This is a genomic window from Mesorhizobium sp. 1M-11 (genome assembly GCF_001303895.1).
Taxonomy (GTDB): domain Bacteria; phylum Pseudomonadota; class Alphaproteobacteria; order Rhizobiales; family Rhizobiaceae; genus Mesorhizobium.
The window spans coordinates 463,851-484,913 of record NZ_LJSD01000011.1; the positions used below are offsets into that span (position 1 = coordinate 463,851).

20 protein-coding genes are annotated in these 21,063 nt (G+C 62.9%); 2 read left to right on the forward strand and 18 right to left on the reverse strand.

Translation table 11 applies throughout. From position 1 onward, the window contains the following. Positions 1–60: 60 nt before the first annotated feature. The 4 genes from AO692_RS06030 to AO692_RS06045 form a co-directional block, all read right to left on the reverse strand. Positions 61–1,575 (reverse strand): tripartite tricarboxylate transporter permease, encoded by a 1,515-nt coding sequence (locus tag AO692_RS06030; protein ID WP_054309117.1) that lies wholly within the window; start codon positions 1,573–1,575, stop codon positions 61–63. Positions 1,576–1,597: 22 nt separating this feature from the next. Continuing rightward, the gene (locus AO692_RS06035) at positions 1,598–2,086 is read right to left on the reverse strand and encodes a tripartite tricarboxylate transporter TctB family protein (RefSeq protein WP_054309118.1); all 489 of its coding nucleotides are present in this window, start codon (positions 2,084–2,086) and stop codon (positions 1,598–1,600) included. Next, positions 2,083–3,027, reverse strand: coding sequence for a tripartite tricarboxylate transporter substrate binding protein (locus AO692_RS06040; protein WP_054309119.1), 945 nt, complete (start codon positions 3,025–3,027; stop codon positions 2,083–2,085). The genes AO692_RS06035 and AO692_RS06040 overlap by 4 nt, the downstream gene beginning before the upstream one ends. Before the next feature lie 311 nt (positions 3,028–3,338). Continuing rightward, positions 3,339–4,403 carry an ABC transporter substrate-binding protein gene (locus tag AO692_RS06045; RefSeq protein ID WP_054309463.1) on the reverse strand — a complete coding sequence of 355 codons (1,065 nt, stop codon included), beginning with the start codon at positions 4,401–4,403 and terminating at the stop codon, positions 3,339–3,341. Between the two features lie 270 nt (positions 4,404–4,673). On the opposite strand from AO692_RS06045, the gene AO692_RS06050 reads away from it, so the two are divergent. Both AO692_RS06050 and AO692_RS06055 read left to right on the forward strand, forming a co-directional pair. Continuing rightward, complete coding sequence (locus tag AO692_RS06050) at positions 4,674–5,339, forward strand: response regulator transcription factor (RefSeq protein ID WP_054309120.1); 666 nt, start codon at positions 4,674–4,676, stop codon at positions 5,337–5,339. A gap of 24 nt (positions 5,340–5,363) precedes the next feature. Beyond that, complete coding sequence (locus tag AO692_RS06055; RefSeq protein ID WP_054309121.1) at positions 5,364–6,785, forward strand: sensor histidine kinase; 1,422 nt, start codon at positions 5,364–5,366, stop codon at positions 6,783–6,785. 6 nt (positions 6,786–6,791) lie between these two features. On the opposite strand, the gene AO692_RS06060 is transcribed toward AO692_RS06055, so the two are convergent. From AO692_RS06060 to AO692_RS06125, 14 genes are all read right to left on the reverse strand, one after another. Beyond that, positions 6,792–7,493, reverse strand: a complete 702-nt coding sequence (locus AO692_RS06060; protein ID WP_054309122.1) for a tRNA (guanosine(46)-N(7))-methyltransferase TrmB — start codon at positions 7,491–7,493, stop codon at positions 6,792–6,794. A 16-nt stretch (positions 7,494–7,509) separates the two neighbouring features. Beyond that, entirely contained in the window at positions 7,510–8,793 is a 1,284-nt protein-coding gene (metK, locus tag AO692_RS06065; RefSeq protein ID WP_054309123.1) for a methionine adenosyltransferase, read from the reverse strand. Between the two features lie 201 nt (positions 8,794–8,994). Beyond that, complete coding sequence (locus tag AO692_RS06070) at positions 8,995–9,414, reverse strand: helix-turn-helix transcriptional regulator (protein WP_054309124.1); 420 nt, start codon at positions 9,412–9,414, stop codon at positions 8,995–8,997. 138 nt (positions 9,415–9,552) lie between these two features. After that, positions 9,553–11,142 carry an apolipoprotein N-acyltransferase gene (lnt, locus tag AO692_RS06075; protein ID WP_054309125.1) on the reverse strand — a complete coding sequence of 530 codons (1,590 nt, stop codon included), beginning with the start codon at positions 11,140–11,142 and terminating at the stop codon, positions 9,553–9,555. A 114-nt stretch (positions 11,143–11,256) separates the two neighbouring features. Next, on the reverse strand, positions 11,257–11,754 hold the full coding sequence (locus AO692_RS06080; RefSeq protein WP_054309126.1) for an SRPBCC family protein: 498 nt from the start codon (positions 11,752–11,754) through the stop codon (positions 11,257–11,259). A gap of 88 nt (positions 11,755–11,842) precedes the next feature. Continuing rightward, complete coding sequence (locus AO692_RS06085) at positions 11,843–12,184, reverse strand: metalloregulator ArsR/SmtB family transcription factor (protein ID WP_054309127.1); 342 nt, start codon at positions 12,182–12,184, stop codon at positions 11,843–11,845. 62 nt (positions 12,185–12,246) lie between these two features. After that, on the reverse strand, positions 12,247–13,323 hold the full coding sequence (locus AO692_RS06090; RefSeq protein ID WP_054309128.1) for a hemolysin family protein: 1,077 nt from the start codon (positions 13,321–13,323) through the stop codon (positions 12,247–12,249). Between the two features lie 26 nt (positions 13,324–13,349). Beyond that, positions 13,350–13,838: an rRNA maturation RNase YbeY gene (gene ybeY, locus AO692_RS06095; RefSeq protein ID WP_054309129.1), complete on the reverse strand. Its 489-nt coding sequence runs from the start codon at positions 13,836–13,838 to the stop codon at positions 13,350–13,352. Positions 13,839–13,977: 139 nt separating this feature from the next. Continuing rightward, complete coding sequence (locus AO692_RS06100; RefSeq protein ID WP_244483282.1) at positions 13,978–14,970, reverse strand: PhoH family protein; 993 nt, start codon at positions 14,968–14,970, stop codon at positions 13,978–13,980. 113 nt (positions 14,971–15,083) lie between these two features. Then, entirely contained in the window at positions 15,084–16,475 is a 1,392-nt protein-coding gene (miaB, locus tag AO692_RS06105) for a tRNA (N6-isopentenyl adenosine(37)-C2)-methylthiotransferase MiaB (protein WP_054309131.1), read from the reverse strand. Positions 16,476–16,607: 132 nt separating this feature from the next. Continuing rightward, a complete protein-coding gene (locus AO692_RS06110; protein ID WP_054309132.1) occupies positions 16,608–17,402 on the reverse strand; it encodes a 1-acyl-sn-glycerol-3-phosphate acyltransferase in 795 nt (264 codons plus the stop codon). Between the two features lie 27 nt (positions 17,403–17,429). Then, positions 17,430–17,924, reverse strand: coding sequence for a ribosomal protein S18-alanine N-acetyltransferase (gene rimI / locus AO692_RS06115; RefSeq protein WP_054309133.1), 495 nt, complete (start codon positions 17,922–17,924; stop codon positions 17,430–17,432). After that, complete coding sequence (gene tsaB / locus AO692_RS06120; protein ID WP_054309134.1) at positions 17,924–18,598, reverse strand: tRNA (adenosine(37)-N6)-threonylcarbamoyltransferase complex dimerization subunit type 1 TsaB; 675 nt, start codon at positions 18,596–18,598, stop codon at positions 17,924–17,926. Before tsaB ends, rimI begins: the two co-directional genes overlap by 1 nt. Before the next feature lie 60 nt (positions 18,599–18,658). Continuing rightward, positions 18,659–20,836, reverse strand: coding sequence for a malate synthase G (locus AO692_RS06125; protein WP_054309135.1), 2,178 nt, complete (start codon positions 20,834–20,836; stop codon positions 18,659–18,661). Between the last annotated feature and the right edge of the window lie 227 nt (positions 20,837–21,063).

The following is a 21,063-nucleotide window of genomic DNA, read 5'->3' on the forward strand; positions in this document are numbered from 1 at the left end:
TAAGCAATTCCGGACGAAAAACCGCTACCGGCGACGTGGTTGCCGGTCAGAACGCTCCGTTCAGTCTTCATCACCGCCGAGTTGCGACAGGATCTTGTCCTTGCCGCGCCAGCGCAGATAGAGCGGCACCAGCACCGCCGCGGCCGCAAGCACCCACAGTCCCACCGCGATCCAGGAATGGAACAACACGGAGGGATCGCCCTGGCTGATGGCGACCGCGCGGCGCAATTGCTGTTCCGCCAGCGGCCCGAGAATCAGCCCCACCACCACCGGTGCGATCGGATAGTGGAAACGCCGCAAGCCATAGCCAAGCAGGCCGAAAGCCAGAAGCAGCCCGAGTTCGAAGGTCGACGGGTTGGCACCGATGGTGCCGAGCGTCGCGAACATCAGGATGCCGGCGTAGAGCCAAGGCGTCGGAATGGTCAGCAATTTCACCCACAACCCAATCAGTGGCAGGTTGAGCACCAGGAGCATGAGGTTGGCCACCAGAAGGCTGGCGATCAGGCCCCAGACCAGTTGCGGATTGGTGGCGAACAGCAGCGGCCCCGGCTGCAGACCGAACTGCTGGAAGCCCGCAAGCATGATGGCGGCCGTCGCCGTCGTCGGCAAACCGAGCGTCAGCAACGGCACCAGGGTGCCTGCCGCCGAGGCATTGTTGGCGGCCTCGGGTCCCGCGACGCCTTCGATGGCGCCCTTGCCGAACTCCTCCGGCTTCTCAGCCAACTGCTTTTCTACAGAATAGGACAGGAAGGTACCAATCTCGGCACCGCCTGCCGGCATGGCACCGATCGGGAAACCGATCGCCGTGCCGCGCAGCCACGGCTTCCAGGACCTACGCCAATCCTCGCGCGTCATCCACACCGAGCCCTTGATCGCCTGGATCGTCGAATCGCCGCCCTTGGCCGCAGCCACTGAAAGCGCCTCGCCAATGGCGAAAAGGGCCACGGCCAGCGTCGTCACCTCGACACCGTCAAGCAGGTCCGGAATGCCGAAGGCAAGCCGCGCCTGACCCGTCTGCAGGTCGATGCCGATCAGGCCGAGCAACAGGCCGATGAAAAGCGAGGTCAGGCCGCGCAGCGTCGATTCGCCGAAGGCGGCCGATACGGTCATGAAGGCGAGTACCATCAGCGCGAAATATTCCGCGGGACCGAAAGAAAGTGCCAGTTTCACGATCGTCGGCGCAATGAAGGCAAGGCCGACGGTGGCGATAAGGCCTGCAACGAAGGAACCGATGGCGGCGGTGGCAAGCGCTGGGCCGCCGCGGCCGGCGCGCGCCATCTTGTTGCCTTCGAGCGCGGTCACGATCGAGGAACTCTCGCCGGGCGTATTGAGCAGGATCGATGTTGTCGAGCCGCCATACATGCCGCCGTAGTAGATGCCGGCGAACATGATGAGTGAGCCGGCCGGGTCGAGCTTGTAAGTCACCGGCAAGAGAAGAGCGACCGTCAGCGCCGGACCGATGCCCGGTAGAACACCCACGGCGGTACCCAAGGTCACGCCGATCAGCGCATAAAGCAAATTCATCGGCTGCAGGGCGACCACAAGCCCGTGCGCGAGGAGTTCGAACGTTGTCATGAGCCTCGTCCGCTAATTCCGTTCAAAACAAAAGATGTTCAAGCGGCCCGGCAGGCAGCGAAAGCGACAGGCCGCGCGCGAAGATCACCCAGATGACGTAGGCAAACACGATGCCGAGCGGGATCGTCTTCCACAGGGGCCCCTTGCCGAAGGCGCGCGCCGTGGCCGCGAACAGCAGGCCGGTGGCAATCGAGAACCCGGCGACCTTCAAAAGCAGCATTTGCGCGGCCAGGCCACCGACGATCCACAGGATCGGGCTGATTTGCTGCTGTTCGCGCTCGGGGAAATCGCCGCGCCAGCCTTCGAATGCCGTCCAGATCGCCAGGATGAAAAAGACTGCAGCGATCACATACGGAAAAGTGGTCGGCCCGATGCGGGCATAACTCGCGGCTCCGGTTTGCCGCGCCGTCGACCAGACAACGACGATCGCCACGACGGCCAGCGCGATGGCAATGGCAAGCGCCGCCCAATCAGGGCGGCGCGATGTCTGTTTGGAGGAGGTTTCGCTCATTTGACCAAGCCGATGTCCTTGAGAACGCCGGCGGTGAGTTCGGTGTCCTTCTTCAGCTGCGCAGTGAATTCGTCGCCGGCCAGATAGGTGTTCTCCCAACCTTTGTCGGTGAGGATCTTCTGCCAGGCGGCGGACTTCACCATCTTGTCGATATCGGCAACGATCGCAGCCTTCTGCTCGGCGCTGATGCCGGGCGCGGCGGCAACCATGCGCCAGTTCTGGATAGCGACGTCGACGCCGGCTTCCTTGAAGGTCGGCGCTTCAATGCCAGCAATGGGCTTTTCACTGGAAATGCCGATGAGCCGCAGCGTGCCGGCCTTCACCTGTTCGGAGAATTCACCATAGCCGGAGATGCCGACGGTGACCTGGTTGCCGAGCAAGGCCGCAAGCGCCTCACCGCCACCCGAGAAGGCGATGTAGTTGACCTTGGTCGGATCGACGCCGACCGCCTTGGCGATCAGGCCGGCTGTGATGTGATCGGTGCCGCCTGCGGAGCCGCCGCCCCACGACACAGAACCCGGATCCGCCTTCAGCTTGGCTACCAGGCCGGCCATGTCCTTGATGTCGGATGCGACAGGCACCACAACCACCTCGTATTCGCCGGTCAAGCGCGCGATCGGCGTTACCTGCTCGAGCGTCACCGGCGAATTGTTGGTCAAGATGCCACCGACCATCACATAGCCGCCGACAAGCAGTTGCGAGGCATCGCCATTGGCTTGGTTGACGAACTGGGCCAGCCCGATGGTGCCGGCGGCACCCGGCACGTTGGTTACCTGTACGGAGCTGGAAATCTTCTCATCTTGCAGCGCGCTCTGCATGGAGCGCGCGGTCTGGTCCCAGCCGCCGCCCGGTGCCGCGGGGGCCATGATCTTGTAGTCGGCGGCGAAGGCCGGAATGGCCATCACACTCGCCACGATGGTCGCCAGAAGGAATTTCTTCACGGTCTCTCTCCCTTGAGACGCAGCCCATTGGGGTCGGCTGGCGTCATGTTCGCATTGGTTCGCGTCGCACGGCTGGCGTCGCGTCGAGACAACCCTGGGAGAACGGTGGTTTTGGATAGCTGCCGTCGAAGGCTTCTGCCTTCGCCCCGGTGCCGGCCGTTGTGGCCCCTCTCCTCCCAGACCTGCAGGCCCAGCCGCCTCCAACAGCCAAACCGACAGAAATGCTAACCGAGCAAGCTGACATCTGACTGACATCCTGCCCGGCAGAGCGATCATGACCCAAACACAGGGCCTTTGCCACCGCTTCGTGGTCAGCGGCCTTGCAGGGCAGCGTTCCAGCGTTCGACAAGGCGGTTGCGCTTGACCTGATCGAGATAGACGAGAAGACCGGGGCTCACCGGAACCGGGCGAAGCTGTGCGCCCATCGTAGCCTGGATGGCATTGGCGGTGTTTTCACCCGACACATCCGGATTGACCGCAGCGATGTGGAGATCACGCGCCATGATCGTCTGCCCCTCAGCCGACATGAAATAGGCAAGCAAGGCGCGACCGAGATCCGGCGAAGCCGCCGCCTTCGGCACGAGGCCGATGCGCGACATGACGACCGTATAATCCCTCGGCATGACGATGCCGACATCCGGATTGCGTGCCGCCCAATCCGTCGCATAGGAACCGAGGATGTTGTAGCCCAGGACTGCCCGGCCATCGGCAATGCGCTCAAGGATTGCAGCGCTTCTCGAGTACAACTTGACGCCGGCCTTGCCCATGCTGCGGATGACCGACCAGATATCGGGAAACTGTTCCTGGTCGCGCGCCATGAACATGAAGCCGACGCCGGAGCGCTCGATGTCATAGGTGGCGATCTTGCCTCTCACGGCGTCGGCGTTGCGCTCGAGATAGTCGACGAACTGGGAACGTGTCGCCGGCGGCAAGACATCGCGGAAACTCGGCTTGTGGTAGACGAAGACTGCCGGTTCGAAGGTCAGCGCATAGGCGGTGTTGCGCCAGTTCGCCCAGCGTGGCCAGCGTGCGCTCATCGGCAGGTCGCTTTCCTGCGCATAGCCGTCATTGGCGAGTTTGACCTGCAGATCCATGGCGGATGAAAAGGCGACATCGCCGGTGTTCTGGCCAGCGTTGGTCTCTTCGATGATGCGCGTATAGATGTCGCCGGTCAGCAATTCCTCGTAGCGCACCGCGACGCCGGGATTGGCGCGGCGAAACCCTTCGATCATGCCCTTGGCCAAAGGCGCGTCCAGCGCGGAATAAACGATGAGCGTACGCGCGCCCGCGTCACCGTTGAGCGCCGGGAAAAGCGTTGTCTCGGCCTGCGCAGGCCTCGACACCAAAACCAGCAGAACGATGACTAGAAAGCGCATGGCGGCCAACTTGCCCGAGCCCGCGATCATCCACAAGCGCCGCAGGTTGCGGCGGTTTGGTGCGCACGAAAGTCTGCCAGAGCGGAATGCGATCAGCGTGGATCGGTACTCCGCCCTGTCTCTTTGTCTTGCGCATGATCTTTCCCGAAAAGTCTGCAACTTTTCGGGATCATGCTCTTTACCTTGCGCATGATCTTCATCCGAAAAGTCTGCAACTTTTCGGGATCATGCTCTAGGTTCGGGAAAACGATTTCCGGCAAGGAGTTCCGGTTGCGCATTCTGGTGGTGGAGGACACGCAGACCCTGGCCGATGGGCTTGTGGCCGTGCTGAAAGGCAGTGGCTACGCAGTCGACCATGTTGTTGATGGGCAGTCGGCGCTGGCCGTGCTCGCCGCCGAGCGGGTCGACCTTGTCATCCTCGACCTCAACCTGCCCGGCATGGACGGGTTGCAGGTGCTGCGCAGCATCCGCGCGCGTCAGGACGGGCCAGGTGTGCTCATCCTCAGCGCACGCGCCGACCTGCATGACAAGATCAAGGGGCTGGACCTCGGCGCCGACGACTATATGACCAAACCCTTCGACGTCGATGAACTGGAAGCGCGCGTGCGTATGCTGCTGAGGCGCCATGCAGGGTTGAAATCGTCAATCGTCTCGTTCGGCGATGTGACCTTCGATCTTACCTCGCGCAGCTTCTCAGGCGGCGGCACGCCACTCGATTTGCCGGCGCGCGAAGTGAGCCTGCTCGAAACCCTGTTCCTGCGCACCGGAAAAGTGGTGCCGAAACAGTCGATCTTGGAATCGCTGGCCGGCTTCGACGAGGAGCTGTCCTTCAACGCTATCGAGCAATATGTCAGCCGGCTGCGGCGGCGGCTTGCCCCCTATGGCGTAACCGTACGCACCGCGCGCGGCATCGGCTACTATCTCGAGAAAGTGTAGCGGAAGCATGGGGGACATTTGCTGATGGCAGTCGCCGCGCCCTATTCGCTGCGCCGCCGACTGCTGTTCTGGCTGCTCGTGCCGCTGATCGCGATCGGGGTGATCGCCCTGCTCGATACCTGGCGGGAGGCAATCGGGACGGCAAACGCCGCGTCGGACCGCGTGCTGGCCGGTTCGGCCCTGGCGATTGCCGAGCGCGTGGTCGTTTCCGAGGAAGGTACCCTCGAAGTCGACATTCCGTATGTGGCCCTGGAAATGCTGACTTCGGCTGCTCAGGATCGGGTATTCTACAGGGTCGACGGCCCACCGGGCACCTTCATCACCGGCTATGACACCTTGCCCCTCATGCCGGCACCGCCGCCGGAGAGAGCACAGTTTTCCGATGCGACCTTCCGTGGCGAGCCGATCCGGCTGGCTGCCCTTGCCCGCTCGGCCTCGACCGGTGTCGATTCCATCCCCTTCGTGGTGACGGTTGCCGAAACCACCATCGCGCGCACCCAGTTGGCCCAGACCATCCTGTTGCATTCCGCCCTTCGGCTGGCGGTGCTGATCGGCGGTGCGGCCCTTATCACCTGGTTTGCCGTCAATGCTTCGCTGCAACCGCTTTACCGGCTGCGTTCCGCCATTGCCGAACGCAGCCCCGACGACCTGCACCCGATCGACGACCGCGTACCGGGGGAGGTGCGCGGTCTGGTCGAAACGGTGAATTCCTTCATGGTGCGGCTGGGTGCCGCCTTGTCCGGGCTGCGCAACTTCACCGGCAATGCCAGCCATCAATTGCGCACGCCGATGACCATCGTGCGCACACAGCTCGCGCTCGCCGGCCGCGCGAAATCACTCGCCGAAGCGAAAGCCGCAGCCCAGACCGCCGATACTGCAATCGTGCGCGCCGAGCACGTCCTTGCCCAATTGCTTCTCCTGGCGCGCATCGACGCCGCGGCATCGGACATGATCGAGACGACATCGGTCGATCTCACCACCGTCACCATGGAAGGCGTCGCCGACCGCGTCATGGAGGCAAATGCTGCCGGTGCCGATCTCGGCTTCGAAGGCAGCGAACCGGTCGCGATCAGGGGCGAACCGCTGCTTATCGGCGAGTTGGTCGGCAATCTGGTCGACAACGCCATCGCCTATGCCGGCAGCGGAGCCGAAATCACGGTGCGCGTGTCCGGCGGGGACGAAGCGGTTCTGGAGGTCGAAGACAACGGCCCCGGTATTCCGCCGGACAAGCTGGCCGCGGTTCGCACGCGCTTTTCGCGCGGGGCCGGTGCCGACAAGCCCGGCAGCGGGCTTGGACTGCCGATCGTGGAAGAGATCGCCGAATTGTTCGGCGGCAGGCTCACGCTCGAAACGCCCGCATCCGGCAAGGGATTGCGCGCACGCGTCACGTTTCCGCCGGCTTCTTCACCCGCAGACAAAGCGAGTGACGACACCGTCGTCGGATAGACGACGCTATCGTCGGATAAACGTCAGATAGGCGGTACGGCGCCCCTCGCGGATGGCCTTGGCTTCATAGCGCGTGCTTTCCCATCCGGGGTAAGGCGTATGCCAGTCGGCCGCTTCGTTCGCCTGCCACGCGAACGCCGGGTGCGCACGGCAATGCTGGAGCGTCCAGTTCACATAGGTGTCGATGTCGGAAGCAAAGCAGAACTTGCCGCCCGGCTTCAAAACGCGCGCGAAACGGTCGAGATTCACGGGGCTGACGAAACGCCGCTTCCAGTGCCGCTTCTTGGGCCACGGGTCGGGATAGAGAAGATCGATCCAGTCGAGGGAGGCCTGCGGCAGCCAGTCGAGCAACAGGGCTGCATCGTCGTCGAAGACGCGCAGGTTGTCCGCGGGCTCTTTCGCCAGCGCGACCATCATCTTGGCCATGCCATTGACGAAGGGTTCGGCGCCGATGAAACCGGTGTCAGGATACGTCAGCGTTTCCTGACGCAGATGCTCGCCACCGCCGAAACCGATTTCGAGCCGGATCGAAGAAACGGAGGCCCCAAAAAGGCCTTGCAGTTCTTTCGGCGCCTGCTGCGCCAGATCGAGCCGGTAGCGCTGGAGGCCGACCTCCAGAGCAGTTGCCTGCGCGGGACGTATGGTTTTGCCGCGCCGCCGTCCGAAAAAGGCTTCACTCGTTCGGCTGCGGCGCGGTTCGTCTTCCATGTCAGAAACGGTCGCCTCAGGCGGCGGCCGCGACCTTGTTGGCGACGGCGTCCTTGAGCGCCTTCACCAGATCGGTCTTCTCCCAAGAGAAAGAGCCGTCCCGGCCGGCCTTGCGGCCGAAATGGCCGTAGGACGAAGTCTTGGCATAGATCGGCTTGTTGAGATCGAGGTGGCGACGGATGCCGGACGGCGACAGGTCCATGACCTCGCGCAGCGCCGCTTCCAGCTTGGCCTCATCGACGGCGCCGGTGCCATGAAGGTCGACATAGACCGAAAGCGGCTGGGCAACGCCGATAGCGTAGGAAAGCTGGATGGTGCAGCGGTCGGCAAGCTTCGCCGCCACGACGTTCTTGGCGAGGTAGCGCGCGGCATAGGCAGCCGAACGGTCAACCTTGGTGGTATCCTTGCCGGAGAAGGCGCCGCCGCCATGCGGTGCGGCACCACCGTAGGTGTCGACGATGATCTTGCGGCCGGTGAGGCCTGCGTCGCCGTCGGGCCCGCCGATCACGAACTTGCCGGTCGGATTGATGTACCAGTTGCAGTCGCCGGCGATCTTCAGGTCGCCCAATGCTTCGCGGATATAGGGTTCGACGACCTTGCGGACCTTCTTGGAATCCCAGCTTTCTTCGAGATGCTGGGTGGAAAGCACGATCTGCGTGACCTCGGCGGCCTTGCCGTCGACATACTTCACGGTGACCTGGCTCTTGGCGTCCGGACCAAGCCTGCCGGCATCGCCGTTGTTCTTATGGCGGGCGTCGGCCAGCAGTTCGAGAATCTTGTGGCTGTAATAGATCGGCGCCGGCATCAGGTCCGGCGTCTCACGGCAGGCATAGCCAAACATGATGCCCTGGTCGCCGGCACCTTCTTCGCCCTGGCGGTCGGCGGCGTTGTCGACACCCTGGCCGATATCGGGCGACTGGCCGTGCAGCAGCACGTCGATCTTTGCGGTCTTCCAATGGAAACCGGACTGTTCGTAACCGATCTCCCGGATCGCCTTGCGCGCGACCGACTTGAATTTGGAAGGATTGACGGTCGGGTGCCCGGCGGAATCCTTGACGATGTTGCCGGCCTTGTCTTTCTTCAGCAGCGTCTCAGGCACACGCACTTCACCCGCGATCACAACGCGATTGGTGGTGGCAAGCGTTTCGCAGGCGACGCGGACCTTCCACGGATCCATGCCTGTCTTCCTGGCTTCGCGGTAAACGAGATCGACGATCTCATCGGAGATACGGTCGCACACCTTGTCGGGGTGACCTTCGGAAACGGATTCGGATGTGAAGAGATAGTTCTGGCGCGACACGGGTGTCCCCTCTGGAAAGCAATCGGCAGATCGCCGATCTAGCGGGCCACGTGTTAGCGGGGCTGCGCCAGCCTCGTCAAGACGATTGCGCAGTATCGGATATCAAAGCCTGATGCGGCAGTGGAACAAAATTCCCTGGATTGCGATGTTCCAGGTAAAGCCGGCCGCCATGTGATGACGACCGGATAATCGCGTCCCGATTCAGCTTGCTTCGTCGCCGGCGAGCGACTTGATGAGGTCGATGATCCGCCGGCGAACCTTCGGATCGGCGACCTTCACGAAAGCGCGATTGAGTTGCAGGCCTTCGGGCGTCGAGCAGAATTCCGCCGCCAGAGCCATGGCGTTGTCCTCGGCAAAACCGCCGCGCGGAATGCCATCCTGTCCTGGAGCATCTTCGAAGAAGAAGGAAACCGGCACGCTCATGATGGAAGCTATCGCCTGGAGGCGGCTGGCGCCGACGCGGTTCGTACCCTTCTCGTATTTCTGAATTTGCTGGAAAGTTATTCCAAGGTTCTCGCCAAGCTTTTCCTGGCTCATTCCAAGCATGTTACGCCGTAATCTGATGCGACTGCCAACATGAGTGTCAATTGGGTTTGGTTTTTTCTTGTTTTCTTCTACCATTTTATCCTCGCCGAATTCTTCCGGCTTCTTGTGTTTTTGACGCCTAACCTCTGACCTGAGCTCCCATCTCGTTCGAAAAAAGCGACAGCGTGCGAGAGATGCCAACCGCTCCATAATGGGTTTCTAAAATACTGGCTGTCAATTCGCCGGTAGCTTGTGCCTTACGGAAAAAACGAAAGCAATCAGGGCAAGGGCGAGCATAATCAGATATCCGTTAACGCGCCGTTGGCCGGCTGAGATCACATCGGATGACGATGCAACCGGGATGCTCAAATCAATGGTGTCGCGGGCATTGATGGCCAGGGCATCAAGGATTCGGCCGCGTGCATCCACGGCCGCGGAGATGCCATTGTTAGCCGCACGTAACAGAGGCATTCCGTTTTCCACCGCGCGTATCTGGGCCTGACGGAAATGCTGGTAAGGGCCGGGCGTGTCCCCAAACCACGCATCGTTGGTAAGGTTCACAATAAGCTGACTTGACGCAGCGTCAACTGCCACTTCGTCAGGAAAAATGACTTCATAACAGATGAACGGAAGGCCGCGGATCGCGCCGGGCAACACAATGGGATGCCGGTCGTTTCCAGCGGAAAACATTGTCGGCCCGGCGACCAGCTGTTCTATGCCGATGCGCCGCAATAGCTCGGCGAAAGGCAGATATTCACCGAACGGCACGAGATGGACCTTGTCGAAGGCGTCGGCGATCTCGCCCTTGTCGTTGATGGCGACCACCGAGTTGTAATAGCGCGCGCCGGTATTGGCCGACGCCCCCTCCTCCCGCACCGCCCCGGCGACCAGCATCTGGCCGTCGGCCAGCGTATCGCCAAGCGCGGTCAGGGCATCGGGCCGCTCGGTGAACAGAAAAGGCACGGAGGTTTCCGGCCACAGGATCAGCTGCGGTTTTTTCTTGCCAGGATCCGGCGTCTTCGACGACATGCCAAGCAATGTCGCGAAGATACGGTCGCGTACAGAAGCGTCCCACTTCTCGCGCATGTCCACCGACGGCTGGACAATGCGTATGTCGAGCGTTCTGTCGGCCGGCACCGGCGTGGTAAGCCGCAGATAACCAAAGCCGAGATGCGCGCAGACCAGGACGAGCGCCAAAATCGCGCCCACGGCAAGATTGCGCCGCCCGACCAGCAGCGCGGGCATGGCGAAGACGAAGACGGCAAGCGCGTTCATGCCGTTCATGCCGATTGCCGACACACTCTGCATCAATAGGGGAACCGGCATTGCCGCATAGCCGACCGCATTCCAGGGAAAGCCGGTCAGGACGAAGCCACGCAGCCACTCCGCCAGGGCAAAACCAACAGCGAGCGCCGCGATACGGCCCAGCCCGCTGCTCCACAAAAGCCGGGCAACAGCCGTGGCGACCCCATAGAAGAAGGCCAGCAGGAGCGGGATACCGACCACGGCGAAAGGCAGGGCCCACGCGTAATCGTCGGCTTCCACAAGCAGCGCCTGCCCGATCCACCACAGGCCAGCCAGGAAATAACCGAAACCGAACCACCAGCCGACGGCGAATGCCGGTCGCAGTCGCTTCAGAAAGCCACCGGACGCCTCACCCGTCGTGCCATCGAGCAACCAGACCAGAACCGGAAAGGAAATGAAGCAGACGGCGAAGAAATCGTAAGGGGCCTGCCCAAAAACCGCCAGCGCGCCGGCCAGAAAGGCCGCAAGCGCGCGTCGCCAACCCCAGAGCAGAATTATCCGGCCGGCGAGGCGCTCCATGCATTCTTCCGAGTCACGAGAATCATGGCGGAAGATGTATCAGGCCACGCCGCGCACTCCAAATGCCGACCCCAGATACCGGCATGGCCGCACCCATGCCGGTACGCACCTGTTTCAGGCCGATTTCAAAGCAAGCCGCTCAGCCGGCTCGACCAGTTCGGCGAGTTGCCTGGCAACCGTGCCCCAACCGTCGTGGAACCCCATCTCTTCATGCATGTCACGCTCGGCCTTGCTCTTATGCATGACATGGGCAGCGTAATTCGTGCCTTGCGGATGCTCGCGCAGCGTGATGATCGCCGTCATGAAGGGCTGGTCGGCCGGACGCCAGCCACCGGTGAGCGCATTGGTGAAGACGATACGTTCCTGCTCGTCGATGGCCAGGAAACAGGCATCGAGATGCGGCTGGAAGGCACCGCCGTCCTCGCTGATGCGCGTGACGAGAGCGCCGCCTGGACGGAGCTCCATTTTCTCGACCTTGCATCTGGCCGGCGCCGGGACCCACCAGCGTGCGAAGCTCGCCGGATCGACCCATGCGTTCCAGACGGCGGAGCGCGGCGCCCTGATGATGCGCGACAGGATCAGATCGGTCTCGGGATTCACGGTCTCGCTCATTCCGGTTTCTCCTTGTTCTGCTCAGAACGAAATGCCGCGGCATTTCGCTCTGCCTTTTTGTTTACCGCATGATCGTTGTCCGAAAAGTCTACAACTTTTCGGGATCATGCTCGGCGAGAACGAAACGCTCCAGGCGATCATTGCGGCCTTCCCAGACCGCGCGCTGCGCCGACAGCCAGCTTTCGATCATCGCAAACTGCTTGGTTTCGATGGCGCAGGTGCGCACGCGCCCCTGTTTTTGCGTCCGGATCAGGCCGCTGCCTTCGAGAAAGTGGATGTGCTTCATGAAAGACGGCAGCGCCATGTCGAACGGCTTGGCGAGGTCGCTGATGCTGGATGGTCCCTTGCCGAGCTCCATCAGCACCGCGCGCCGCGTTGGGTCGGCAAGTGCCTGGAAAATTCCGTCCAATCGCGTCGAATACTGATCCATAAGGCTAAGTATCACCCCAAGACACTTAGCGCAAGAGCTAACTATAAAAATCCCGGATAAGCCTACGCTTGTTCGGCCCGCGCGCGGCGGCGGCGCTCGATCGCCTTCTGGCTCTCGACGATGCGCACGCGCTTCACACGGCGAGGATCGGCATCGAGGATGTGGAACTCGAAGCCCGGAATGGCCTGCACCACCTCGCCCCGCGCCGGTACGCGCCCCAGCGTATTGAAGATCATGCCGCCGATCGTGTCGACCGACTCGCCGTGTTCGCCGGCTGCGAAATGCTCGCCGAGCATCTTGGCAACGTCATCGATCTCCGCCTTGCCATCGACCACATAGATGCCGTCGCCGGCCTGCGTGATCATCGGCTCGTCGTCGTCGTGCTCGTCCTCGATGTCGCCGACCACCATCTCGACGATGTCCTCCAGCGAGGCCAGGCCATCGGTACCGCCATATTCATCGATGACCAGCGCCATCTGCGTGCGCGCGGCCTGCATCCGGCCCATCAGGTCGGAGGCCAGCATCGAAGGCGGCACGAACAGCACCGGCCGGATAAGGCTGAGGTCGCCGATGGTGCGGGCGAGATCGACCTGGGTAAGGTCGAGCAGCGCATTGGCCGGCGTCTTGCGGCTGGCGCGGCCCGGTTTCCTGACCCGGGCAAGGCGTGTGATGTGGGCGAGCACGTCGCGGATGTGGACCATGCCGCGCGGATCGTCCAGCGTCTCGGAATAGACCGGCATGCGGGAATGGCCGGACTGTTCGAACAACACCAGCATGTCGCCCAGGGTCGTCCCGATCTCCACTGCCTGGATGTCGGCGCGCGGCACCATGACGTCCTCGACGCGAACCTCGCGCAGGCGCAGGATGTTGTTGAGCATCGCCCGTTCGCCAGGCGAGAAGGACTCGGCGCCCGTCTCGGTTTCGGCGAGCGCGTCGGCGATTTCCTCGCGCAACGAGGTTCCGTTGCGTTGACGGAAAAGACCCAGAATGCGCTCGAACAGTGAGGGGCCGGCAGAAGAAGGCTCGCTCGCTATGCTGCCGGAGTTGGTACTCGGACTGGGCGTTTCTTCCGTCTTTCCGGAAGCCTTTAAGGCACTGCCGGCGTCCGTGGGGGCGGCAGTCTCTGATTTCTCGTTCATCGTCGTCCGGTCAATTGAATGTTTAGTTACGCATACGGATCGGGAATGGCAAGTCTTGCCAGCGCCGCGCGCTCCACCGCCTCCATCTCCTCGGCTTCGTCGTCGGTCTCGTGATCATAGCCCAGCAGATGCAGCAGGCCATGGATCACCAGATGGCTGACGTGGTTTTCGATCAGCTTCTTCTCTTCGGCCGCCTCGCGCGCAACCGTCTCGGCGGCCAAGACGATATCGCCGAGCATCGGCGGAAGCGGACCGCCCTTGGCCGGCGGAAATGCCGGGAAAGACAGCACGTTGGTGGCTTTGTCCTTGCCGCGCCACTCCGCGTTCAGCGCCCGGATGGCGGCATCGTCGGTGAAGACAACGCTGAGCTCGGACGGGTCGTTCCGGGTCAGGCGAAGTTCGGCAAAGGCAGCGCCGACGGCGCGTTCGACAAGGCCAAGCAACTCCGTCTCCGATGGCCAGACACCGGCTTCGACCGCGAGATCGATATCGAGTGGCAGATCAGGCGACGTCATCGAGCCTTGTCCTGGCTAGAGCGCCGCGCGTCCTTTTGGACGCGCAAAGGTCGCTCTAACACTTTGATTTGGCGCATGATCCTTTCCGAAAATCGATTCCGATTTTCGGGGTCATGCGCTATCGGGCATACCGGCAGGATCAGTTGTCCGCCCCCAGGCCGCGGGAAACCTTGCCGTCACGGTCGTAGGCCCTGACGATCTCACCCACCAGCGGGTGACGCACGACATCGCCATCGGCGAAACGCACGGTGACGATGCCGGGAACCCCGTCCAGCACGCGCAACGCCTCGACCAGGCCCGACTTGGTGTTGGGCGGCAGGTCGATCTGGGTCGGATCGCCGGTGACGATCATGCGTGAATTCTCGCCCAGACGCGTCAGGAACATCTTCATCTGCATCTGGGTGGTGTTCTGCGCCTCGTCGAGGATGACCGCGGCATGCGCGAGCGTGCGTCCGCGCATGAAGGCCAGCGGCGCGATCTCGATGACACCGGCGCCGATGGCGCGCTCCACCTTGTCGCCCGGCATCATGTCGTAAAGAGCGTCGTAGAGCGGGCGCAGATAAGGGTCGACCTTTTCCTTCATGTCGCCCGGCAGGAAGCCGAGCCGCTCACCAGCCTCGACCGCCGGCCGCGACAGGATGATGCGTTCGACCATGCCGCGCTCGAGCAGCATGGCTGCATGCGCGACCGCCAGATAGGTCTTGCCGGTACCGGCGGGGCCGATGCCGAACACCAGTTCCGACCGTTCCAGCGCGCGCATATAGGCGTCCTGGTTCAACGAACGGGCGTAGATGGTCTTCTTGCGGGTCGAAATCTGTGCGGCGGACACTTTGCCCTTGCGTTCCATTGTCGGCAGTACCAGTTGGTCGTCGGCGGCAACCGCCATGCGCACGGCGCCATCCACATCCGACTGGGCGATATCGGCGCCCTTCTGCAGGATATCGTAGAGACTGTCCAAGGCGCGGCGCGCCTGTTCGGCGGCGGTCGACGAGCCCTTGATGGTAAGCTGGTTGCCGCGCGAGCGAATGTCGACGCCGAGCTTCTGCTCAAGCCGCGCCAGGTTCTCATCGAACTGGCCATACAGCGCGCTGGCCAGCTTGTTGTTGTCGAAGGTCAGAACGATATGCGCCATATCCGAGGCCCCGGATGCAGTGCTTGGGGGCACGTCCTTCAATTCAGTGGCGCTCAAACGTCTCTCCTCATCTGATCCGTCATTCCGACCCGTAACTCAGACCGATCCGTAACTCAGATAGGTTCGGCGTACAGGCTGTTGAAGCCCGGCCGCGTGATTCGCACCTCAATAATGTCACCGATTTCGCCGGCCTTTTCATCAACAATCACCGGCTGCAGCCAAGGCGAGCGACCGACCTTCTGGCCGGCCTGCCGGCCGGGCTTCTCGATCAGCGTCGTGATGGTGCGGCCGACCATGGAAGCGGTGAAAGCCTGCTGCTGTTCGACCAGCAGCGCCTGCAGCGTGTGCAGGCGCTCGTCCTTCAGCTTTTCGGGCACATGATCGTCCATTTCGGCACCCGGCGTGCCGGGGCGCGGCGAATATTTGAACGAGAAGGCGGATGCATAGCCCACTTCCCGTACCAGCCGCATCGTGTCCTCGAAATCGGCATCCGTCTCGCCGGGAAAACCGACGATGAAATCGCCCGACATGGCGATGTCGGAGCGTGCGGCGCGGACGCGGTCGATCAGACGCAGATAGTCCTGCGCCTTATGGCGCCGGTTCATGGCCTTGAGTATCCGGTCCGAGCCCGACTGCACCGGCAGATGCAGATAAGGCATCAGGGTGGGCAGATCGCGGTGCGCGGCGATCAGCTCGTCATCCATGTCGCGCGGGTGGCTGGTGGTGTAGCGCAGCCGGGCAATGCCGGGAATTTCGGCCAGGCGATAGAGCAGCCGGCCCAGCCCCCAGTCGGAGCCATCCGGCCCTTCGCCGTGCCAGGCATTCACATTCTGGCCAAGCAGCGTCACTTCGCGCACGCCGGCTTCCGCAAGGCGCTCGGCCTCGGCGACTATCTGGGCGACCGGCCGCGACACTTCCGAGCCACGCGTATAAGGAACCACACAGAAGGTGCAGAACTTGTCACAGCCTTCCTGCACGGTGAGGAAGGCGGCAACGCCGCGCTTGGCGACCACGGCGCGCTTGGGCTGCGGCAGGTGCTCGAACTTGTCCTCGACGGCGTATTCGGTCTCGACCACGCGGCCGCCACCGCGCACGCGCGCCAGCACGTCCGGCAGGCGGTGGTAAGTCTGCGGGCCGATGACCAGATCGACCGCCGGCGCGCGGCGGATGATCTCGCGGCCCTCGGCCTGCGCTACGCAGCCGGTGACGCCGATCAGCATCTCACGGCCCGCCGCCGCCTTCTCGTTCTTCAACTCGCGGATGCGGCCGAGCTCCGAATAGACCTTCTCCGCGGCCCTCTCGCGGATATGGCAGGTGTTGAGCAGCACCAGATCGGCATCTTCGATGACACTGGTTTCGGCATAACCGTCAGCCGCCAGCGCATCGGTCATGCGCTGCGAGTCATAGACATTCATCTGGCAGCCGTAGGTCTTGACGAAGACCTTCTTCGGCTGGGGCGCATCGGCACCCTTTTCGGTGTTCGGCAAAAGCGTTTCCAATTCCATGCGGCGGCTTCTAGCGCTTTTCTGGTCTGAATGACAGAGGTTAGCCACGCTCTGGGGGATGAGTGTGACGCTGCCCCTTATTAGCCTGCCTGGCGCTTCTTCCCGCAAACGGCAGGCAAGTGTGGAACCGCTCTACTTCGCCGGTTCGCTGAGCGCGGCCTGCATCATCTCACGCACGCGCGCTTCCACCACGCGCGCCGTCTCCTTGCGGTTGGAGCGCCTGGAGAAGGCAACCGGTTCGCCGAAATGCACCTCGACATCGAGCCCACCCTCGGCGAGCAGCGCCTTGAGGTGGGGACCAAGATCCTGATCGCCGATCCATGAGGCGACCGGACGCCAACGGCGACCAAGCGGCACGCCGTGCAGGCGGGTGTAGGCGATCGCCACCGGCTGGATGAAGACTTCCTCCGCCGTTCCTTCGGCGATCGCCATGGAAGCAGCGCCAAACAGCGTGGTCTTGAACGGCAGCACCATATTGCCGTCGCCGGTGGTGCCTTCGGCAAACAGCACCATGGCATCGCCCTTGGCCAGCCGGGCCGCGATCTCATTGGCCTGGTCGCCGGACGTGCGCTTGCGCTCCCGCTCGATGAAGACGGTGCGCTGCAGTTTCGACAGCTTTCCGATCGCCGGCCAGTTCTCCATGTCGGCGCGGGCGATGAATTTCACGTCGACCAGCGAGCCGAGAACCATGATATCGGTCCAGGAAATATGGTTGGAAGCAACCAGCAACGGCCGCTGGTTGGACAACGTGCCGTGGGTGTGGACGCGAATGCCGAGCGCGCGGGCCATGGCGCGGTGCCATATCTTCAGGATGACCGTTTCCGGCCACCATCCCGTCTTCATTGAAATAAGCTGCAGCGGCACCAGCACCGCGGTTGCCAGCACGACATAGGCGAAGGCCAGAACTGTCCTGATTTTTCCGACCATCACGTCCCCGATTGCGGCATGAAGGCGCTAGCGGAGATCGCGGCGCATGACAAGCGCACCGGTCGGGCCATGTTCGGGCGAACGGTAATAATTCGGCCGCTTGCCTACTTCGCGGAAGCCGAGCCGGCGATAGAGGGTCAGCGCCGCGACATTGGTTTCATCCACTTCGAGGAACAACGCCTCGGCGCGCTCGCCGTGCAGGTTGCGCAGCACCGCATCCATCAATTGCCAGCCGAGACCTTGCCTGCGGTGAGCGCGGGCGACCGCAACGGTGAGGATCTCGCCCTCGCCCGCGGCAAACCTGGCCAGCACGAAACCGACCGGCGCTTCAGCGCCGTGGCCGACTTCGCGGGCGGCAAAACCGAAAACCGTGTCCTGTTCGAGCAGTGTCGCGAACTCGCCATCGGTCCACGGCCGCACGAAATCCTCGTGATGCAGCGACGAGACGGCGGCGGCGTCTGCCACGGTCAACGGTTCGAGCGCGTATTCGCGGCGGCGCGGCGACAGGAACGGAATGCGCATCAGCCGGCCCTCGGCAAGACAAAGCCGGCCTGCGGCTTGGCATCGGCATCGCGCAGATAGACCGGTTTGGGTTTTTCGCCCGGCCCCTTCCGCGCGGCCAGCCGCGCGTAAGTCGCAATGTCGGCGGTGGCGGCAAGCGGCCCGAAGTCGAACACGCCGCCGGCAGCATCCGCGACCGTCTCGGCGGCCGTGCCGGCAAGCACCGCCGCATTCTCCGTGGCCATCAGGGCCGCATCGGAAAGGGTGACGATGGCGGGACCATGACGTGCCAGCCCATCGGCGCCGAAGAGAGCGGCATGGATTTCGCTCCGTCCGCCATCGAGCACTGCCAGCACAACGCGCCCTGGGAAGATTGTCGCCGCTTCCGCTGCCAGCGCTTCCAGCGTGGTGACGCCGATCGCCGGAATTTTCAGCGCCAGCGCCAAACCGCGCGCCGCCGAGACGCCGACGCGGATGCCAGTGAAGGAGCCGGGACCGGTCGAGACGGCGATAGCGCCGAGATCGGCGTAGGTAACGCCGGCATCGGCCAGAGCCTTGTCGATAACCGCCAGCAGATGCTCGGCATGGCCCTTGCCGAGATCGAGCACATGCCGGCCCAAGAGCCTATCCGCCGCAGCGTCATAGACACAGGCGGCACACAGGCTGGCGGAGCAATCTATGGCGAGCAGTTTCATGTCAGCTTCGCCTAACCGATCGCCGCGCCATCGACAAGCATGATGCTTAGCCGGACAGGCCTAGGCGGCGCCCTGCTTGGCCTTCAGTTCGAGGCGGCGCTTGTGCAGCACCGGCTCGGTGTAGCCGTTCGGTTGGTCGCGGCCCTTGAACACCAGGTCGCAGGCGGCGCGGAAGGCGATCGACTGGTCGAAATCCGGAGCCATCGGGCGATAGCTCGGATCGCCCACGTTCTGCGTGTCGACGATGACCGCCATGCGCTGCAGCGAATCCAGCACCTGAATGTGCGAGCAGATGTCGTGATGCAGCCAGTTGGCGATGTGCTGCGAGGAGATGCGCAGCGTGGCGCGGTCTTCCATCAGGCCGACATCGTTGATGTCGGGCACCTTGGAGCAGCCGACGCCCTGGTCGATCCAGCGCACGACATAGCCGAGGATGCCTTGCGCGTTGTTGTCGATCTCGCGCTGGATCTCGTCCGGCGTCCAGTTCGGGCGCTTGACCACCGGCACGGTCAGGATGTCGTCGAGCCTGGCCTTCGGCCGGCTCTTCAGGCCTTCCTGCACGGCGTGCACGTCGACCTTGTGGTAGTGCGTGGCATGCAGCGTCGCCGCCGTCGGCGACGGCACCCAGGCGGTGTTGGCGCCGGCCTTGGGGTGAGCGATCTTCTGTTCCAGCATCGCCGCCATCAGGTCGGGCATCGCCCACATGCCCTTGCCGATCTGGGCATGGCCGGCGAGACCGCACTCCAGACCGGTGTCGACGTTCCAGTTCTCATAAGCCGAGATCCAGGCGGCCTGCTTCATGTCGCCCTTGCGCAGCATGGCGCCGGCTTCCATGGAGGTGTGGATCTCGTCGCCGGTGCGATCCAGGAAGCCGGTGTTGATGAACACCACACGCTCTTTGGCTGCACGGATACATTCCTTGAGGTTGACCGTGGTACGCCGCTCCTCGTCCATGATGCCCATCTTGATGGTGTTGGGCTTCATGCCGATCAGTTTCTCGACGCGGTCGAAGATCTCGACGGCGAAGGCGACCTCCTCCGGCCCGTGCATCTTCGGCTTGACGACATAGACCGAACCTTCGCGCGAATTGGCGCGACGACCGTTCTCACCGACGTCGTGCAGCGCGATCAATGCGGTGATCGCGGCATCCATGATGCCTTCCGGCACTTCCGCGCCATCGGAGAGCAGGATGGCCGGATTGGTCATCAGGTGGCCGACATTGCGCACCAGCATCAGCGAGCGGCATTTTGCCAGGAAAGTCGAGCCATCCGGCGCGGTGTAGTCAAGGTCGGGATTGAGCTTGCGGGTGAAGGTCTTGCCGCCCTTGGTCACCTCCTCGGCAAGGTCGCCCTTCATCAGGCCGAGCCAATTGCGGTAGACGACGACCTTGTCCTCGGCATCGACCGCCGCGACCGAATCCTCGCAATCCATGATGGTGGTGAGTGCCGATTCCAGCCAGACGTCGGAAATATGGGCCGCATCGTTCTTGCCGATGGTCGAGCTGGGATCGATCAGGATCTCTATGTGCAGGCCGTTGTTGGCGAGCAGGAACTGGCCGGGGCTGGCAGCCTCGCCGAGATAGCCCACGAACTGCTCCGGCCGCTTCAGGCCGGTGGTACGGCCGCCATTGAGCGACACACGCAGCGCGCCGGCATTGACGGTGAAGGAACGCGCATCCTGCCAGGCAGCACCATCCAGCGGTGCGGCCTCGTTCAGGAAATCGCGCGCCCAGGCGATCACCTTCTCGCCGCGCTTCGGGTTGTAGTGTTTGCCTTTCTCGGCGCCGTCGGTCTCGGGAATGGCGTCGGTGCCGTAGAGCGCATCATAGAGCGAACCCCAGCGCGCGTTGGCGGCGTTCAGCGCATAACGCGCATTCATCACCGGCACGACGAGCTGCGGGCCGGCGACGACGGCGATCTCGGGGTCGACATTGTCGGTGGAGACGCTGAAGGCCGGGCCTTCGGGCAGCAGATAGCCGATCTCCTTCAGGAAGTCCTTGTAGGCAGCGATATCGACCGGCGCGCCATTGTCGCGATACCAGCGGTCGATCTTTTCCTGGAAGTCGTCGCGTTTCTTCAGCAGCGCGCGGTTTTTCGGCGCGAGATCGTGCACCAGTTTGGAAAAGCCGGCCCAGAAGTCGGCGGCGTTCACGCCGGTACCGGCAACTGCCTCATTGGCAACGAAGTCATGCAGTTCGCGAGCGATCTGCAATCCGGCGATCTCGATCCGATCGGTCATATATACAGTCTCCAGAAATGCCGCCTGGGAGCGAGGCGGCAAAGCAGGTTCCGCAAAATGTTCCACGGTTTTGCGGCGGGAACCTGCGACGAATAACAAGCCTAACCAACGCTGCGTGACCACGCATCGTCAGGATGGGGCGGGCTTTGGCATGTCAGCGCCGCCCGGTCAATTCGTCGTCAGTCGCAAACCGGGTGTCGCAGCAGAACAATCGATTTAGTGCCACG

Excerpts from the sequence above, each read along its gene's own strand:
- AO692_RS06030 (WP_054309117.1), bottom strand. The coding sequence starts at position 1,575 with ATGACAACGTTCGAACTCCTCGCGCACGGGCTTGTGGTCGCCCTGCAG.
- AO692_RS06035 (WP_054309118.1), bottom strand. The coding sequence starts at position 2,086 with ATGAGCGAAACCTCCTCCAAACAGACATCGCGCCGCCCTGATTGGGCG.
- AO692_RS06045 (WP_054309463.1), bottom strand. The coding sequence starts at position 4,403 with ATGCGCTTTCTAGTCATCGTTCTGCTGGTTTTGGTGTCGAGGCCTGCG.
- AO692_RS06055 (WP_054309121.1), top strand. The coding sequence starts at position 5,364 with ATGGCAGTCGCCGCGCCCTATTCGCTGCGCCGCCGACTGCTGTTCTGG.
- AO692_RS06060 (WP_054309122.1), bottom strand. The coding sequence starts at position 7,493 with ATGGAAGACGAACCGCGCCGCAGCCGAACGAGTGAAGCCTTTTTCGGA.
- AO692_RS06070 (WP_054309124.1), bottom strand. The coding sequence starts at position 9,414 with ATGGTAGAAGAAAACAAGAAAAAACCAAACCCAATTGACACTCATGTT.
- lnt (WP_054309125.1), bottom strand. The coding sequence starts at position 11,142 with ATGGAGCGCCTCGCCGGCCGGATAATTCTGCTCTGGGGTTGGCGACGC.
- AO692_RS06080 (WP_054309126.1), bottom strand. The coding sequence starts at position 11,754 with ATGAGCGAGACCGTGAATCCCGAGACCGATCTGATCCTGTCGCGCATC.
- AO692_RS06085 (WP_054309127.1), bottom strand. The coding sequence starts at position 12,184 with ATGGATCAGTATTCGACGCGATTGGACGGAATTTTCCAGGCACTTGCC.
- AO692_RS06090 (WP_054309128.1), bottom strand. The coding sequence starts at position 13,323 with ATGAACGAGAAATCAGAGACTGCCGCCCCCACGGACGCCGGCAGTGCC.
- ybeY (WP_054309129.1), bottom strand. The coding sequence starts at position 13,838 with ATGACGTCGCCTGATCTGCCACTCGATATCGATCTCGCGGTCGAAGCC.
- AO692_RS06100 (WP_244483282.1), bottom strand. The coding sequence starts at position 14,970 with ATGGCGCATATCGTTCTGACCTTCGACAACAACAAGCTGGCCAGCGCG.
- miaB (WP_054309131.1), bottom strand. The coding sequence starts at position 16,475 with ATGGAATTGGAAACGCTTTTGCCGAACACCGAAAAGGGTGCCGATGCG.
- AO692_RS06110 (WP_054309132.1), bottom strand. The coding sequence starts at position 17,402 with ATGGTCGGAAAAATCAGGACAGTTCTGGCCTTCGCCTATGTCGTGCTG.
- rimI (WP_054309133.1), bottom strand. The coding sequence starts at position 17,924 with ATGCGCATTCCGTTCCTGTCGCCGCGCCGCCGCGAATACGCGCTCGAA.
- tsaB (WP_054309134.1), bottom strand. The coding sequence starts at position 18,598 with ATGAAACTGCTCGCCATAGATTGCTCCGCCAGCCTGTGTGCCGCCTGT.
- AO692_RS06125 (WP_054309135.1), bottom strand. The coding sequence starts at position 20,836 with ATGACCGATCGGATCGAGATCGCCGGATTGCAGATCGCTCGCGAACTG.